The organism is Sporosarcina psychrophila (assembly GCF_001590685.1).
GTDB classification, from domain to species: Bacteria; Bacillota; Bacilli; order Bacillales_A; family Planococcaceae; genus Sporosarcina; species Sporosarcina psychrophila.
In genome coordinates, this window is the sequence record NZ_CP014616.1 from 2,371,730 (window position 1) to 2,388,271 (window position 16,542).

At 39.8% G+C, this 16,542-nt stretch carries 18 protein-coding genes; 5 read left to right on the forward strand and 13 right to left on the reverse strand.

Features of this window, described 5'->3' with window-relative positions:
* Positions 1-26: 26 nt before the first annotated feature.
* The 4 genes from AZE41_RS11250 to AZE41_RS11265 all read right to left on the reverse strand — a co-directional run bounded on the left by AZE41_RS11250 (position 27) and on the right by AZE41_RS11265 (position 3,114).
* Positions 27-845 (reverse strand): plasmid pRiA4b ORF-3 family protein, encoded by an 819-nt coding sequence (locus AZE41_RS11250; RefSeq protein ID WP_067209337.1) that lies wholly within the window; start codon positions 843-845, stop codon positions 27-29.
* A gap of 101 nt (positions 846-946) precedes the next feature.
* Complete coding sequence (locus AZE41_RS11255; RefSeq protein WP_067209339.1) at positions 947-1,315, reverse strand: hypothetical protein; 369 nt, start codon at positions 1,313-1,315, stop codon at positions 947-949.
* Positions 1,316-1,527: 212 nt separating this feature from the next.
* Positions 1,528-2,040: a D-glycero-alpha-D-manno-heptose-1,7-bisphosphate 7-phosphatase gene (locus AZE41_RS11260; RefSeq protein ID WP_067209342.1), complete on the reverse strand. Its 513-nt coding sequence runs from the start codon at positions 2,038-2,040 to the stop codon at positions 1,528-1,530.
* Positions 2,041-2,793: 753 nt separating this feature from the next.
* The gene (locus tag AZE41_RS11265; protein ID WP_418064622.1) at positions 2,794-3,114 is read right to left on the reverse strand and encodes a GNAT family N-acetyltransferase; all 321 of its coding nucleotides are present in this window, start codon (positions 3,112-3,114) and stop codon (positions 2,794-2,796) included.
* A 1,183-nt stretch (positions 3,115-4,297) separates the two neighbouring features.
* Between AZE41_RS11265 and AZE41_RS11270 the strand changes: the two genes are divergently transcribed.
* The 3 genes from AZE41_RS11270 (at position 4,298) to AZE41_RS11280 (ending at position 6,646) form a co-directional block, all read left to right on the forward strand.
* Positions 4,298-5,569, forward strand: coding sequence for a glycoside hydrolase family 18 protein (locus tag AZE41_RS11270; protein ID WP_067209345.1), 1,272 nt, complete (start codon positions 4,298-4,300; stop codon positions 5,567-5,569).
* Positions 5,570-5,659: 90 nt separating this feature from the next.
* Entirely contained in the window at positions 5,660-6,055 is a 396-nt protein-coding gene (locus AZE41_RS23280) for a YuzC family spore coat inner layer protein (RefSeq protein ID WP_231885665.1), read from the forward strand.
* Positions 6,056-6,316: 261 nt separating this feature from the next.
* Positions 6,317-6,646, forward strand: coding sequence for a hypothetical protein (locus AZE41_RS11280; RefSeq protein WP_231885666.1), 330 nt, complete (start codon positions 6,317-6,319; stop codon positions 6,644-6,646).
* A gap of 19 nt (positions 6,647-6,665) precedes the next feature.
* Here the strand turns inward: AZE41_RS11280 and AZE41_RS11285 are convergent, their stop codons facing one another.
* From AZE41_RS11285 to AZE41_RS11305, 5 genes are all read right to left on the reverse strand, one after another.
* Positions 6,666-7,157 carry a (2Fe-2S)-binding protein gene (locus tag AZE41_RS11285; protein WP_082786816.1) on the reverse strand — a complete coding sequence of 164 codons (492 nt, stop codon included), beginning with the start codon at positions 7,155-7,157 and terminating at the stop codon, positions 6,666-6,668.
* The gene (locus tag AZE41_RS11290; RefSeq protein WP_082786571.1) at positions 7,157-7,993 is read right to left on the reverse strand and encodes an FAD binding domain-containing protein; all 837 of its coding nucleotides are present in this window, start codon (positions 7,991-7,993) and stop codon (positions 7,157-7,159) included. Before AZE41_RS11290 ends, AZE41_RS11285 begins: the two co-directional genes overlap by 1 nt.
* On the reverse strand, positions 7,990-10,335 hold the full coding sequence (locus AZE41_RS11295; protein ID WP_067209354.1) for a xanthine dehydrogenase family protein molybdopterin-binding subunit: 2,346 nt from the start codon (positions 10,333-10,335) through the stop codon (positions 7,990-7,992). Before AZE41_RS11295 ends, AZE41_RS11290 begins: the two co-directional genes overlap by 4 nt.
* A 24-nt stretch (positions 10,336-10,359) precedes the next feature.
* Entirely contained in the window at positions 10,360-10,551 is a 192-nt protein-coding gene (locus AZE41_RS11300; RefSeq protein ID WP_067209356.1) for a capping complex subunit for YIEGIA, read from the reverse strand.
* Positions 10,552-10,624: 73 nt separating this feature from the next.
* Positions 10,625-11,500, reverse strand: coding sequence for a YIEGIA family protein (locus AZE41_RS11305; protein WP_067209359.1), 876 nt, complete (start codon positions 11,498-11,500; stop codon positions 10,625-10,627).
* Between the two features lie 141 nt (positions 11,501-11,641).
* Between AZE41_RS11305 and AZE41_RS11310 the strand changes: the two genes are divergently transcribed.
* Both AZE41_RS11310 and AZE41_RS11315 read left to right on the forward strand, forming a co-directional pair.
* Complete coding sequence (locus AZE41_RS11310) at positions 11,642-12,646, forward strand: XdhC family protein (protein WP_067209361.1); 1,005 nt, start codon at positions 11,642-11,644, stop codon at positions 12,644-12,646.
* Positions 12,643-13,257: a nucleotidyltransferase family protein gene (locus AZE41_RS11315; RefSeq protein WP_067209363.1), complete on the forward strand. Its 615-nt coding sequence runs from the start codon at positions 12,643-12,645 to the stop codon at positions 13,255-13,257. Before AZE41_RS11310 ends, AZE41_RS11315 begins: the two co-directional genes overlap by 4 nt.
* 14 nt (positions 13,258-13,271) lie before the next feature.
* Here AZE41_RS11315 and AZE41_RS11320 read toward each other — a convergent pair whose 3' ends face one another.
* The 4 genes from AZE41_RS11320 to AZE41_RS11335 all read right to left on the reverse strand — a co-directional run bounded on the left by AZE41_RS11320 (position 13,272) and on the right by AZE41_RS11335 (position 16,378).
* Positions 13,272-14,072, reverse strand: coding sequence for a DUF4097 family beta strand repeat-containing protein (locus tag AZE41_RS11320; protein ID WP_067209366.1), 801 nt, complete (start codon positions 14,070-14,072; stop codon positions 13,272-13,274).
* 28 nt (positions 14,073-14,100) lie between these two features.
* Positions 14,101-14,832: an EcsC family protein gene (locus AZE41_RS11325; RefSeq protein WP_067209368.1), complete on the reverse strand. Its 732-nt coding sequence runs from the start codon at positions 14,830-14,832 to the stop codon at positions 14,101-14,103.
* A 116-nt stretch (positions 14,833-14,948) separates the two neighbouring features.
* The gene (locus AZE41_RS11330; protein WP_067209370.1) at positions 14,949-15,650 is read right to left on the reverse strand and encodes a YwaF family protein; all 702 of its coding nucleotides are present in this window, start codon (positions 15,648-15,650) and stop codon (positions 14,949-14,951) included.
* A 284-nt stretch (positions 15,651-15,934) separates the two neighbouring features.
* Positions 15,935-16,378, reverse strand: coding sequence for a lipoprotein (locus AZE41_RS11335; protein WP_067209372.1), 444 nt, complete (start codon positions 16,376-16,378; stop codon positions 15,935-15,937).
* Positions 16,379-16,542 lie beyond the last annotated feature (164 nt).

Below are 16,542 nucleotides of genomic sequence, written 5' to 3' on the forward strand. Positions count from 1 at the left end.
TAGTGATTACTCATTAATTACTTTAATTAGTAGAAGTCACTGTATTGCTCTGGTGCCTCTCCCCTTGTCTCTTGCACATAAGGATTAAGTATTTGTTCAGCATTCTCGTTTATGTCATCTACTTCTATTAAAAATGTCCATTCGTCACCATAATCGTAAATATACAGAAACTTTTGCCTCGTGATAAAACCAACAGCACCAATTTGTATTTTAGAAGCATCTGCATGACCAAAGTCATCATTAGGAGATGCGATACAATCATGTGACCATTTTTCACCATCCATGAAAAAAGAATACAGATGATCATCGTCAAATTCAAATGCTTTGATAATGATTTGATGGAAATCGTCCATTGTATGCTTAGCTGAAAAAGTTAGTTTTCTCCATATTTTATTTGTTAGTGAAACCTTAAACGTGTAACGACCATCAATGAATTGCTTTCGGTTTCTAGGCAAGGTATGCATCAATTCATCTTTTGAAAATAAATTTATAAACGGTTGAAAAAATGGCTGGGCGCTTTGGTCTTCATCGGATAAATACGCACCGAATCTCCCATCTAATATTGAACCTGGTATAACATTGAACTCTCCATCTTCCCGACGCAACGCGATATTCCATGCACATACGTTTCGCGAAATAATTAAAATAGGCATCATTTGAGTACCGAACTGCGTAACCTCAATCTTTTTGGCGTAATATACACTTTTGCTATCACGTTGTTCTTTACGTTCTACATCCTCTTCGCAAATCCATAAACCCAACCACTCAAAATAGAGATTGAAGTAATACCAATCATATGTACAACTTGCTAGTATCCGCCCGACATCGGTTTTTGGGTTCTTCACTACCCAAGTTCGTCCTGGCTCATCCCGACTTAATATAGAAAACACTTCGGGGAGCGTTAAAGCTATTGAATTATGTTGTTTATCCTGAAGTCTCGCCCAATTCACATCGACCCAGAACGTTTCGAGTAAAAAAAGTATTTTTCTACATCTGTTAATTCTTTATACAAATCCATTCTTTCTGTTACTTTCAGTTGGAGCGGTCCCGATTTTACCGACACCTTTTCCAGCAAACGTCCGCTTAAAGCCAAGTGATAGATGAAATGGATGAAAGAATAATAGGCCTGTTCAGTATACGATGTACAATCCTTGGTTCTTATGGTCATACGTTCATTAATCGCGGGCAGATGCTTTCTTGATATGTACTCTTTTGCCTTTTTCAGCTGAACTACATGTCCGCTTATATAGCTAACAAACTCATCAAAATCAGCTACTAAGTTGATTGGAATTGATTCATTATTCATAGCGTTCAATTTTATAACCCCTTTTCCCGTTGGATCAGATAGGATTATTATTATTCCAATAGACAATTCCTAAAATGCTTTCCTACGCTTTTGTCTAATTATACAATTTCCTCACTCGAAGTTGTAGTTTCGTCTCGCCTCTTAGAGTCATCACTGGTTAAGAATACGAAATGATGGCTGATAAAGAGGATAGGCGATTACATATCTTATAAGGAGTGAATTTATATATAAGCGAGTACCTCTTTGAGATTGTCCAGAACGTAAATGTTTTTCATATTGGAAGATGAACCTACCCCTATTCCAAACCCCTTCATCTTCATGTTGATAGCTAGTTCTACATCAACGATTGAGTCGCCAATCATAAATGATTGATCAATATTTATATTTGGGTATTTCAGTATTGCATTCATAATCATCCCGGTTTGAGGTTTTATACAATCACAACCTTCATCCCTACTGTGAGGACAGTGAAATACATCCAGGATTTTTATTTTATGACATGATAATTCATATAGCATCTTTGCTGTAATGTCATGGTACTGCTCTAATGATATAAATCCTTCGTTTATTAGATATTGGTTCGTGATGATAATTATTTCATAGCCTCTTTGGTCAACGCTCTTTAAAGTCTGAACTGAATCGGCTAAAAACACAGGATTCTTTATATCCGTCCACTTGTGGTCAGGATAGTCTTCAATAATAGTCCCATCCCTATCAAAAAATGCGACCTTCAATTAAATCACTCCTTATTTTTTCATTGATTCATGGGTGATAACACCGCCTGCCTCGTCAACTTGCGTGAAGCTGAAAACTCAAGTAGATTTTAACAAGAAGCCAATTCGAGTATAGAAAAATTTGGAAGTCGGCTAGTAAGCGATGTAAAATAATAAGTGAGTTTCTAGGGTGGTAAAGATCGGAACTATTCCCTTTAAGCTATTTACTTAAATCCAAATATACTAATAAGTTGTCAGGGGCGCAATTCAAACGTATAATGAGGATATAGCTTGACTAGAATAAAAAAAGATTGATCGATGTTGTCGCATCGATCAATCAATGCAATAGTCGGTTCCCTACAAGGGGATCAGCACTTACGGAGTGAGAATAACCCATCCCTATGAGCCGTTAACTCAAGGATGGGTTATTTTTTATGGTTAAATGACAGAATCAACACAATTAAAGTTGCGAAAGCTACAGCAAACATTAACGTTTCAAAAACTGACATCGACATCACCCCCTTTCATGGGGAGTGAGCCGACCACCCTTGAGTCACCTATTCTATTACCTCTTAATTATACCATACAGACGTTCTTAGATTAACTAATAGTTCATGATGAAATAACTCTTCCACTTTTGTCTGCCAGTACTTTCCCAACGATAGTCTCTTCAGATTTCATACTTCATAACCGTCCCGCTGTTATTAAACCAGATGACTAACCATTCGTCATCCAAGTAATACACCACCTAACTTCCCTGTTTATCTTAAATATCTATTCTAACGACTTTTTTAATACATAACTCACTTTGTCATACTCCATTTTCTCTTCATAGAACCTATGTGCGTCTGTTCGTTGCAAGCCTGATGACAGCGCAACACTTTCATAGCCGTTGTCTTTTGCCCACTTATGGACATAGGTAAGTAACTTCTCCCCATACCCACTAGACCGTTTCGTGGTATCCGTCACCAAATCACAAATCCAAAAGAATCGACCATAATAAAGTGTGATTATTGGCTTGAAACCGATTACTGCAACGATATCCCTTTCACTTTGTACACAGACAGTTGGTAACGATCTTTCTCTGTGCTTCACAGACTAATTCCAAGTAGGTATCTTCATCCAAATGTGTTCGCAACTGCCTCATAATCGAATATGCTTCAACAATTTCATTACGTGTTTGAAGCTCCTTAATCGTTAATTCATTCCTCACACACAGCAACCCCTTTTTCATAAATATACTATGCGGTTTCATTGCAACATGATTAAATTGTTTGCCGAGCTCATTCGAGAATACAAATATCCAAAAGCTTATTCGAATCAAACACTTGAAAGTTAAACCCCTCAAACGTATAATAAGAATAAGATTAGAATACAATAAAAAAGACCGCTTGGTGCGCTAACACCAAACGGTCAATGTAATAAGCAGGTTCCCTACAAGGGGATTGGCAAAATGACAGGGATAACCCATCGAGCCTTTAACTCAAGGATGGGTTATTTTTTATGGTTAAATGCAAGTACCAATACGATCAATGTTGCAAAAGAAATTGCAAACATTAACGATTCGAATACTGTCATTGGCACCACCCCCTTTCGTACGGAAGTGAGCCGACCACCCTTGAGTCACCTATTCTATTACACTTCTATTATACCATACATACGTTCCTCCAAACCCAAATTCCACTATTCCTGTATGAAAGATTTATACCTCTATCATCATTTTTATGTAAATATAAAGGCATCTAAAAAGATGCCTTACATTTAAAATGAAAAAGTCGTTTAAAGTAGCCTTGTAAGCTTATCTATCCCTGCAGTTTTTACATACTTTAATGAGTTCTTTCGCTTCCGTTTTATGATTGTATAATAACTTAATTCTATTTCGAGTACACAACGGACAGTCTCCTCTTCCTTTTGAAGGGAGCTTTTTTATTGCTTTTCCTCGGTTTCTTTTCGCCATGACCATCCACCTCCAGAATGAAAATTCTTCTTTCTCTTTATCTAATGATGGCATGGGGAGATCTTATGGGTATTTTAATAATTTATTTATGAAAAACTATTCTTGGTAATTAGATATCATGATTAGGAAGTCCGTTAATTGCCATAGTCCGTCCTTTTTTACTGAGATTATCTACAAGTAGTGACATATATATATTCAATCATTTAACAGCGGGAATAATACCTGCAAAAATACAAAAAGAGGTATTTCACACTCTTGCAATACTATCCCCCCTCCCTTTTGAATATCATAAAAGAGATGAATATATGAGGAGAGAACTATATGCAAATTCATGTAGTACATCCAGGGGAAACATTATGGTTGATTGCACAACGTTACGGCGTCACCGTAACTCAAATCGTGACAGCCAACCAGTTGGAAAGTCCAAGCAAACTAGTAAGTGGGCTGGCTCTAGTCGTTCCAACACCTACTCAGACACATACTGTACAACCTGGTGAGAATTTAACACAAATTGCACAGCGTTATGGTACAACTGTCGAAGAAATTAGTAAGATAAATCAAATTCAAAATCCCAATATGATTTTATCCGAAACTATTTTAACCATCCCCGCCCATAAACCAGTTATTGATGTGAATGCCTACACAATCAATACTGGGGAAACAGGCGCTAGGGAAATTCAAGAAGTAGGCCAATATTTAACCTATTGGATGCCTTTTGTTTATACGATTCGTGAAGATGGTGGGCTAAGTACCATCGACGATACCGCTATGCTTCAATCTGCCGCTGCCGAAAGAGTTGTTCCTGTGATGGCCATTACAAATTTCAGTGCCACGGCCGCTGGATCTAGTCTGGCGCATTCAGTCCTTGCAAGTACTGATATCCAGGATGTTTTATTAACAAATATTTTAAAAGTCATGAAAGAAAAAGGCTATCAAGGATTAAATATTGACTTTGAAAATGTGTTGCCGGCCGACCGTGAAAACTATAACCAATTTTTGCAGCGTGCAGTGGATCGCTTGCATCCGGAAGGTTATTCCGTCTCAACAGCCCTTGCTCCAAAGATTAGCGATGAGCAAAAAGGGTTGTTATATGAAGCACATGATTACGCAGAACACGGAAGAATTGTCGATTTCGTCGTATTGATGACCTATGAATGGGGTTATCGATTAGGTCCTCCGCAGGCAATTTCACCGCTAAATGAAATAAAAAGGGTGCTGGATTACGCGGTTACCGTAATACCAAGAAACAAAATCTTATTTGGTTTTCAAATCTATGCGCGCGACTGGTTACTTCCTCATGTACAAGGACAAGAGGCAGAAACATTTAGCCAACAGGAAGCAATTCGCCGGGCTATTCAATATGGGGTGGTCATTCAATATGACCCAATAGCGCAGTCACCATTTTATCGCTACACGGATGCAGAGGGGCGTAACCACGAAGTCTGGTTCGAAGATGCCCGCAGTGCACAGGCAAAGTTTGATGTGGTAAAAGACTATAATTTACGCGGAATTAGTTACTGGGTTCTTGGTTACCCATTCCCACAAAATTGGTTGTTACTGGAAGACAACTTTACTATCCGAAAAATACGCTAGTTTTCATTATCGATACTTCCAATAACCTTAACCGTACAGAGTCACTGAACATAGGATAGGATACCCGATACTTGGAATGGAGGCACTCTTATGCACTATAACCCTTATCCACACTGGGCCAATCCTTATTCTAATCCACGGTGGCTGTACAACGAGCATGTTCAACCACAGACCATTTTAAGACCACCAAGTCCTTTTCCATCTATAAATACGCAAGTGTTGAATACTTCGGCCCTAAGATTTCAAGATCTATTGAAACAAGCGGATTTATTAGCAAGCAAGATCGTTAACTCTAAAGAATTCGCACATGAGTTAATGGAAGCAGCACAACTATCAAATACAAAAAAGGTAGATGAATTAATTGTATCAACAGGCATCACATTAAAAATCAAAACATATTTTAGTCCAACTGGAATTCGTATTGAATTAAACAACGACGAAAATCCAGGTGAATGTTGTCATTTACTAATGACATTAAAGTGGTAAGGTTGAGGAATCTTTTTTGTATTCCGGACATAATTCACGCGAAATTAGATTGATTAGAATAAAAAAGACCACTCAATCAGCGTAACAACTGCTTACCAATAAGCTTAAATAACCCATCCTAATGAGCTATTTACTCAGGGATGGGTTATTTTTATATCGTTTTGAATTGTCAAATCTGTCCCTATAATCATTGATTAAAAAGGACTGATTTCACTAACACTAACGAGGACAAGTCTATTTCAAACGAAAGGAGTCTTCCTCTTGAAACAACAGTCTGATAAGAACCAAGCACATACGGAGCAACAATTCCAAGGTCAAAAGAAACAAGCACTACAAGCAATGCAACAGGCAATGCAAACGATTCAGTTGAGCACTTCATCGACTGACCTCCAATTGTTGCAACAAGCACAGCATCAACTTCAACAAGCATCACAGCTGCTGAATCAAATGCAAGGGACTGCGGTTACCAAATCGACTACCGCAGTTCAGCAACAATTGGAGCAAGTTCGGCAACAAATCGAACAGGCTGCGCAAACCTTACAGCTTATCCACTCGCTAAATAGTGGAAATAATAGCTTCAAAAAAGGTTAAAAACCTGCCATCGACTCATTCAACCAGTCGAAGGCAGGTTTTTCTTTTCAAGTAACGCCGCTTTTACTGCTTCTTTAATCTCCTGATAGCCCGTACACCTGCATAGATTCGACTGAAGCCACTCTTCAATCGTCTCATCTTCAGCGTCAGGATGCTTTTCAATAAGGGCATGTGCATTGACGATAAACCCTGACGTGCAGTAGCCGCATTGAATGGCCCATTTCTCAATGAATGCTTTTTGAACCGGAGAATCCAACAACCCCTCGATTGTTATAATTGGTTCATTTACCGCTTCAACTGACAAGGATAGACATGAATGCATTGGTTCCCCGTTTACAAGGACTGTACAAGCCCCACAATCGCCGTTTTCACATGCTTTTTTTGCACCAGTTAAGCCAAGTTGCTCGCGTAATGTATGCAAAAGCGTATCGGCAGACCGGATGACCGCGTCATGGGTTTCACCATTCACAAGAAGTTGAATAATTGTTTTTGTTGTATCAATGGAATTGATCACTTTTTCCCCTCCAAAACTTCAAACGTATCTACTAACAGGTTTTTTAACACGAATCCACGGTAAGCTGCGGATGCATGCGAGTCATCCACAATTGATGCTGGAAGATGAGAGGCTATTTGTTCTATTCTCTCCCTCTCAGATAATGAATCATCATTAACAATCGCTTCTATCTTCTTTGAACGAAATGGAAAACTACACAACCCGCTAAAAGCGACTCGGATTTGGTTCTCTTTCAACAAAGCCGCCAAAGTGACGACAGGATAACCCACTTTAGTCATTTGAGTCCGTTTCAAACTAAGATAAGGCAAATCGATAAATGATGCATCGACGATAATTTGAACAAGGAATGTGCCTTCATCTAAAGTCATCTTTCGATCGAATATTTTTTTCAATGAAACAACTTTTTCTTCTCCCTGTGAGGCGATCTTCACCTTTGCATCCGCTAATAGAAATGGTAAAACGCCTTCCCGATATATCAATTGACTATTTATATTACCGCCTATCGTAATTTTGTTTCGTGAAGAATGATTGGCAATTTGCTTAACAGTTTGGCTTAATAAGGGAAACAGATTTGTTTCCACCAGTTTATTTAACGAAATCGCCGCACCAATAATAAGCTGCCCTCCCTGGATTTCACATATATTGCATTCAGGAATCCCTTTAATATCAATTACCACATCGGCATGCATTTTATTCGTCCGTGCGAACGTAATGAATTCTGTTCCTCCTGAATAATAGATAACTTTTTTCCGGAGACTAGTCGCTGTAATATACGTCTCTATAGCTTCCGCAATGGTTGAAGGCTTATAGTAGTTAAAATCGAATGCAATCACTGTCCGCTCTCCTTCTTTGTTTTCCATATTAATTCTGGAATGAGCGGTAGTTCGTTCAATTCAACTTGCGCAGCCTCGGAAAGTCCATTCGCTAACGCCGGTGCCATACCGATTACTCCGTGTTCCCCGATTCCCCGTGCACCATACGGTCCGTCCGCAAATGGTGTTTCGATAAAATCGACCAAATACTCTACCGGCTGTTCCCCGTAACGAAGCATATGATAAGTGCGCAGATCCGCGTTTTCTACTACCCCATTTCCATCAAAATGAAACGATTCACTGCTAGCAAAACTTAACCCTAAATACATGCCGCCCCGCATTTGCTGCGTCGCCATCATGGGATTAATAATGGTACCGCCGTCAAGCACCGTGACAGCTTTAAGAATTTTGTACGTGAAATTACGTTCATCCAATTCGACTTCTACCGCCTGTGAACCGACAGACCACCATGACCCCGGTTTCCCGAAACCAGTCTCCTTATCCATCGGTGTCAAATGGCGCTGAATATAAGAACCAGTTCCTATAATCTGCGCGCCTACCGCATGGCCGCTAGGTAATGTGTAACCTAAAGCAATGTCCTTTATTTCGACTCCGTAAGCGGGGTCAGGTACTAAATAGACGCGTCCGCCTCCCACTTCCAAATCCTCTTCAGAACATTGCAATACGATGGAAGCCGTTTTTTTCATTTGCTTAATTGCACTTTCAGCGGCAGCTAGTACTGCACGTCCCGCCAAGAATGTCGTGCTGCTCGCTACGGTGCTCCATTGATGTGGATCATACTGTGTATTCACTTCCATGATCACGTGAATTTTATCCATCGGCATATTCAACTTTTCAGCAAGAATCTGTGCAAGGGTGGTTTTCGTTCCTTGTCCAAGCTCAATCGCAGCACAGTTTAAATTCACAGCTCCATCTGGTTCTAATGTGATAACTGCTCCTGCTTGGGCATTCGTCGCAGTCTTCGACGTTTTCCAAAACAAACTGATTCCCTTTGCGCGCACTAAATTTTCACCAACTGCGATTCTTTGCCCTTCATCCCAGCCAATCAATTCTTTTACTCGAATAATACATTTTTCAGTATCCCCTATATTATTTGTAGTGAGTACTGTTTGGGTAGGTGTTGTGTCTCCGGGTTTAATCACATTCAATATTCGTAATTCAATCGGATCCATATTCAATTGCTTAGCTAATATGTCCATCGTTCTCTCAACAGCAAAAGTCAGCTCGGGATGCCCATAGCCTCGGTATGACGTTGCGAACGGATGATTCGTATACATGCAGTAGGAGTCACACCATACATTTGGAACATTATATGGCCCCGTGCAATCGAGTGCAATCGCCTGCGTTATACCCGCCCCATGGTCTGTATAAGCACCTGAATCAACGAGGAAGGTATACTGCCCCGCCATCAATTTCCCTTCTTTCGTCACACCCAGTTTTATCGTTGCATCAAGTCCGATATGACACGGGGCGGTTATCATATCCTCTTCCCGCTCATACTGTAGCTTGACCATTTTCCCACCGACAGCTTTCGATGCCAAATAAGCAAGTGGCTCTAATTGAATAGCTCCTTTTCCACCGAAAGCACCACCAATCAACGGGATGTGGACGATAACATTGCCTACTTCAATATTAAAAAACTGATTAAATACCTTTTTAATCATATAAGGGGATTGAGAACAGGAATGGATAATCACTTTCCCGTCCGGATTGATCTCCACCCGGGTACTTCGTGTTTCCATCGCGGCATGATCGGAAAGGTTGAATGAATAAGAAGCCGATATCGTTTCTGCACAATTCGCCCAGATAGGTCCGATATCTCCTTTACGGATTTTAATGTGACTGCCGATATTTGTACCAGGAACAGGATAGACGTTATCGATTATTTTTGTATAGTCTCCGGAATTGTCATGTACTAATGGTGCGTCAGCTTGGAATGCCTGCTGGACTGAATTCACGACGGGGAGCGTTTCGTATTCTACTTTTACCTTGTTTGCCGCCAGTTTTCCTTGATGTTCAGAATCCGCCACAACAATTGCTATCGGCTCCCCATAATACCGCACCTTGCCGAATGCCAATGGTGGGCGGTCTGCAAGAATCGGGCCAATATGAAATGGGAAAACCTCTCCTGTCACGATTGCACGCACGCCAGGCATTTTCCACGCTTCAGTCGTGTCAATGGATTTGATCAAGGCATGTGCTTGAGTGCTTTTCACAAGTTTCGCGTGCATTAGGCCAGGTACCGAATAATCCCCAACATATCTAACTTTGCCCGTCGATTTTTCTACCACATCAATTCGTTGTTCAGACTTGCCAACCGTTGTCCATATTTTATTCGTCATTCACAAACGCCTCCTGGACAAAATTTAACGTGCAACAATAACAAGTGTATCCGTGTCAACTTCATGCGCTGAAGCATCCATTATCTTCTCTAGTGTCATGCTGATTTTCTGTAATTCCTTTTGATCTTTCACAATGAAAACAGGCGCGCCGCCGCCCTGTAGTGATTCTGGTTTTATCGTGATGATAGCGACAATCTCTGCATGCTGATTTTCCAAACCACTCAACTCCTTATAGTACAGACTCCAGATTACTGTCCTTTAAACGTCACGCATTTTAGATTTAGTTCCCCTATTTTCCTTTATCCGCTTCTTTAGGCATCCGGATTGCACTATCCAATACGGGGACATTGTCTAATACGGCCTTGATTTGATGGAAATCTTTTTCCCGCGGCAAAAAGAACAATGCGATTCGCCCGTCCTCCATATCTCTTTTCGTAAGTGGAATCAATGCCGGTTCACCGGAATCTAGATAACTGCCCAGTACAGTAGCAACATGATGCAACATTGCTTGTCGCTGCCCTAGGAAGGACAAAGTGACAATACTGTTTTGATTTTTCGGGATGATAATTGCACCAACTGCCTTTTCGGTAATTATTTTTCTTGTATCTTCCAGTCCTACATTTTTAATAAGGATATCACCCACAAAAAGCGTCGGACCTTCAAAACGAATCTCTGCTTCTGTAACATCCGCGATTGCATTCAATAACTGTCCTGACATATTGAACTTCACCATGACTAGCATGACAATCCCACCGATAATTCCCAACCAGAAGGAAAACACAGCACACAATGTTGTGATAAGAGCCGTGAACATCACTAAATAATTCCGACTTTCAAACGCTTGTGCCATCCCCTCAATAAATGGCGTCCCACGCTCTACAAGTTCGAAGTTATCGATATTTTGAAGTGACTCCCTTTCCATCTTCCGAACTTCACGAAACTGTGTAGCAGCAAGACCAAGGAATGTCACGGCAGTCCAATCAGATTCCAACACTGCTGGAATCGCTACGGCACCGATGAATGCCGCAATGAAACCAAAGGAAAGGTGAATGATTCGCCCTGTCGGATACGTTGGGTATTGCCGAAAATCAGTACGTAACAAGAGTGTTCGTGCCACAAATCCAAAAACAATTCCGACTACGACCGGAAGTAAATAGTTATCCAAATACTACACCCCCGAAAAGTTATATACTTCTCTCGCATTCTAACCAAAACAACGACAGATTATAATGTGGTAACGATATTAGAGAATGAATAGAAGGTTAGCTAAATGGCGACAGTGGGTGGAAAGAAATGAGGTGTGGATTTGCAATCGATTCAGCAAATGATTGAAATTGTTTTGATTGATACCCAACCCGTTGTACTTGCGATGATTATTCAGGTGGAAGGATCAGCTTACCGGAAAGAAGGTACTTGGATGCTCATTCAAGAGGATGGTACACATACAGGTATCATCAGCGGTGGTTGTCTTGAAAGTGATTTACATAATCGTGCCATAGAAATGTTTAATACAGGAAAAGCAGAAATTGTTCACTATGACTTAAGTGCTAAAGATGACCTTGGTTGGGGGCGTGGTGCGGGATGCAATGGAGTTGTCTCAATATTTGTGCGCGATATCGATAATGATTTCCGGCACTTTCTAACCTTAATGCACAAACAGTTCTTGGCCATGGAACCCGTTTTATTTATCCAATCAATAAGTGAGTTTGACAACTATGCATTTTTAAATGAAAGCAAAAACTGCCTCGACCACTGGCAAAGTGAAATCCCCTTCGAACTAGATGCCTTCACTCCGTTTCAAAACAAAGTAGGACAAAAAAGTAAGGACGACGAAGACGAAATGATGTATTTTCAACTTATATGGCCTCAACCTGCCCTTTATATAATCGGTGCAGGCGTTGATGCACGGCCGCTTGCACGACTTGCTGGAAACGTTGGGTATGCGGTTCATCTGCTTGATTCTCGGAGTGCACTTTGTAATGAAATTCATTTTCCTACTGCAGTATCTTTTCAGGTTGGCGACACCGAGAAACTAATTGACAATATCTCTTTAAGTCCACTCGATTCAGTTGTCATTATGACGCATGATTTCCAGTTGGATGCGAAACTAATGCATAGACTCCGCGACCATCAATTATTGTACCTTGGTATTTTAGGGTCAAAAAAACGAACTGAACGTTTACTAGGCGAAGAAATTCCCAATTGGATTCATTCACCTATAGGGCTTTCTATTGGTGCAGATGGACCTGAGGAAATTGCTGTTAGTATTGTAGCAGAACTTATAGCAGTTAGACGCGGGGGAATTTCATGAAAATCGCAGGTATTTATCTTGCCGCTGGAAACAGCAGCCGTATGGGGAGTAATAAATTAGCACTACCTGTTGGAACCATGACAGTAGGTAGCTTAGCGCTTGAAACAGCTTTGAAATCATCGCTCGATAAAGTCTATATCATTACAAAGGATAAGGACGATGCAGATTGGCTTCCCGCTGAAATGAAACTAGATGCGAAATGTTCATTCATAAAATGTCCAACTGCACATCATGGCCAATCCGAATCATTGCGCTACGGCATTCAACAGGCACAAACTGATCGCATGGATGCCATCATCGTCATATTGGCGGATCAACCTTTTATCACCGTCCAAATGCTCGAAGAAATGATTGCTTGCACGAAGAACAACCAGATGTGCAGATTCGTCGCTACCACATATGAACAGACAATCATGCCGCCTGTCCTTTTTTCGTCTTCCATGTACAACGAACTGATGGAGTTACGTGGAGATAAAGGAGCAAAAGCAATTTTACAAGGTGATTTTCTCCAAAAGGGAAAGCTATTACCCTGTGCTGATAAGAGGCTAGTATTCGATGTCGATACAGAGGCTGATTACGAAGCACTCCAATTAATAGAAAAAACGAAATGATAGAATGTATCCTATCATTTCGTTATCGTTATTCTTCCATTATCCGTTCTTAATTTAATTAAATTCTCACCATTTCCGAACTTCGTATGTTTGTTTTCATATCCAAAAACATTGATTCTTCCGTTGTCCGTTTTAACGTCAATCGTAGCATTCGTCGGTTCCTTTTCAGTTTGAATCTCGATTTTACCGTTATCTGTCGTTAATTCAATCGGTCGATCTAAATTGTTTGTTACAAGGGAAATTCTCCCGTTATCTGTTCTTCCGACAATCGTACCGTCAACATGATCTAGTATAATTGCACCGTTATCAGTTTTAACATTGACAGCTGTAGCATCAATGGTTTTTAACTCAATCGTGCCATTGTCTGTCTCCAGTGCCAACTCTTTCGTTTGAATATTCTCCACTTTGATCCGCCCGTTATTGCTTTCCGCTTGAATTCGATCATACTGTTTTTCAGGCACTTTCACGATTAGCTTTAAGTTTAACGAGGATAAGCCAAAGTTAATGAAACTTCGCCGCTTTTCTTTGAACTGAACAGATAGTGTGTTTTCTTTTACAACAGCCTCGAAAATGAATTTCGACCTTTTCTTTGTCTTCCCTGAATACGACACTGTCGTTATCGAATCTTTGGTTGGCACGATCTCCACCATTGCATTGGTCGTCAAAATTTCAATACTCGTAAATGATTGATCATCAATCACTTTTTTCTTGGCGTTATTTTCAAAGTGATTCCCGGAATTGAACACCAATGCAATTCCACCAACAATAAGCAATACCAACGCTACGATAATGAACATTTTATTTCTAATAAACATTTTATGCCAAACCTCCTTATTTATGATTTTAAGTTTTTTCTGTATCCGAGGTTCTTTGCATTAAACGAAGCCGATATGAATTCATAGCCGCTTCCCCGAGCTGGTCGAGCAGATTATAGTTGGCAAACGCGCCGACAATCGCGCCGAAGCCAGGAATTAATTGAAACATTTTCACTAAATCAATGTAATCTCGGTATTCTTGCTGAAAGTCCCTCCAATCCATATCAGCAATTAACAGTTTCTCTTCTTCCCAATTCTCAATAATAGATAATGTCTCTTTCCTTGTTTCCTCACTTGAAAATGCAAGTTGGAACACATGTAAAATGAACAATCGCTCTTCATATTCATTCGTATCAAATCCATAAACCGCAGCGGCTTCAAACAGAAACTTCATTTTAATGGATAATAGCAGCGGAAAGTCGACAAGGCCAAGCATAATTCCCCCTGCTCCAGTTCCCGCACCTTCAATGACAGCAGTTTTGCGGAATGACGAAAGCTTTTCCTTAAATAACTCATCCCTCTCATATAGACTTAGCACGGTTGATTGCCTTTTTTTCGTCGTGATAGTAGAGCCGACCAAAGTGGCTTTCACCATGTTTTTTATGCTCTCTGTCATTACCTGATGAAACTTTTCTGGAATAAGACCATTCACTTTCATTTGCGCTTTTTTTGACGTACGGCTAATAATGCCTGATCGCTTTGTCATTTTCCGCTTCCAAAAATGCAACTCCTCTTGAACTTTCATCGTATAGTCAACCATAATTCTGTACCCTTCTCTCTGTTGCAATCAATTCACTGATTACAATTTAGTATAATGGATAGGATTTTAATTCAAATGGACCTGAGAAGTGATTGCAACTCAGTCTTAAGATGTAGTTAACGTGATCCATCACGAAAATGCCACTTTCTAAATAGTAGCCACAAACAGACGAAGATCAAAAATGCTACTCCTTCGAGCGCTAAAATGTACCACGGATAGGGTCCTAAGTAGTCAAGCAAACTTCCGTTGACTGGTTTTTCCCTTAAGAACATATAGTTGCCTTGGAAAAACACATTAACCGCAAATATAAGTGGCAACAACAAGTTTAAAATAATCATTGTCTTGATAATTCCTATAAAAGTAGGTCTGTATCCTTTCATCCACGTAAAGTATAGTGCCGTTATTATGATTCCAATATGCGTGTAAAAAAAGTGGAAATACCTGAAATGCGGGAATCCAACATCTAATACAGGAGTCGCCATCGCTTGAAGCGCCCCTCCAATACCTGCAAAAAAGATGAAATCATACAAATGCCTATTCCCTGTCCATAAGAGAACAATCGCAACAAGTAAACTAATGCTGCATAATTCTAGCGGCAACGAATTGCTAAGTCCCCATCTCCCAGTTACAATCATCCAAACATGATAAAGGACTTCCATTACCAATAAAGTCAACGCAAAAAGGCGTTCATACTTCGACGACACCGACCATCGCCTTCTTAAAATAAATAACAATAAGATGGATAGGCACAACACGCCTATTGCCGCCATATGCTCCATTGAAAATAATAAGAAGGAAGGTTCAATATAGCCAGCCATCCTTGCACCCCATTTCTGTAAGTCCTTTTATCTTGATTTATAAACAATATCCACTTTCCCGACCTTATTATCCATTTTATACGTTTTTGCTGATTCCGGATAGGCTATCTTTATGCAAGATACCTTTATGTCGACAGGAAAACCATTGAAATACTCGAAGTTGCAAGTAGGCGTAGTCATCATGTATCCAAAGACTTCTCAGGATCCTTCAATATGTTTTGTTGACACATATGAATAGCTTTCAAAATTGGGCCGCTCATATTGTCGTTAGCAATTACGCGTATCTACATTTCATACACGATTAACTGTTCATTGCCGAATATTTCATCGAACGAAACGGGTTTTCCATTGATAAAAAGGTTTATCGTATCATATTTCTCTACCGTTTTGATTTTATATAATACTTGATATTTTAATTTGGTGTTTGAGTAGTCAGAATCATATTCTTGATTGATAAACACGTTCAATGTGTCTTGTTGAGCACTTACGTTAAAGTCACTAAAATAAACAGCATCTTTTCCTTGATTAACGTAAATTCCATTTATAAATACATACATATCTTTTTCACCATCAAAGTAGAGATAGTTACCATTCTTCACTTCAGCATACTGAATAAATTCTTGTACACTCTCATTTGCTTTATTTATGCTTATTTCTGAAAATGAAAAATCCGAATTGCACCCGGTTAATAGTAACATCAGAACAATTAACGATAATTGCTTTTTCACATCAGCGCTCCTTGTAATAATAGCGGTTTATTTCTGTTCAGATAGCTAACTCTGCTAAAAGCATCTTTTATCATTAATACGTTACTAACAACCTATTCATTTCATTATTTGAAAATTAAAAACGATGCCTCTATGAGATTTCATTTACTCATAAGAGACATCGT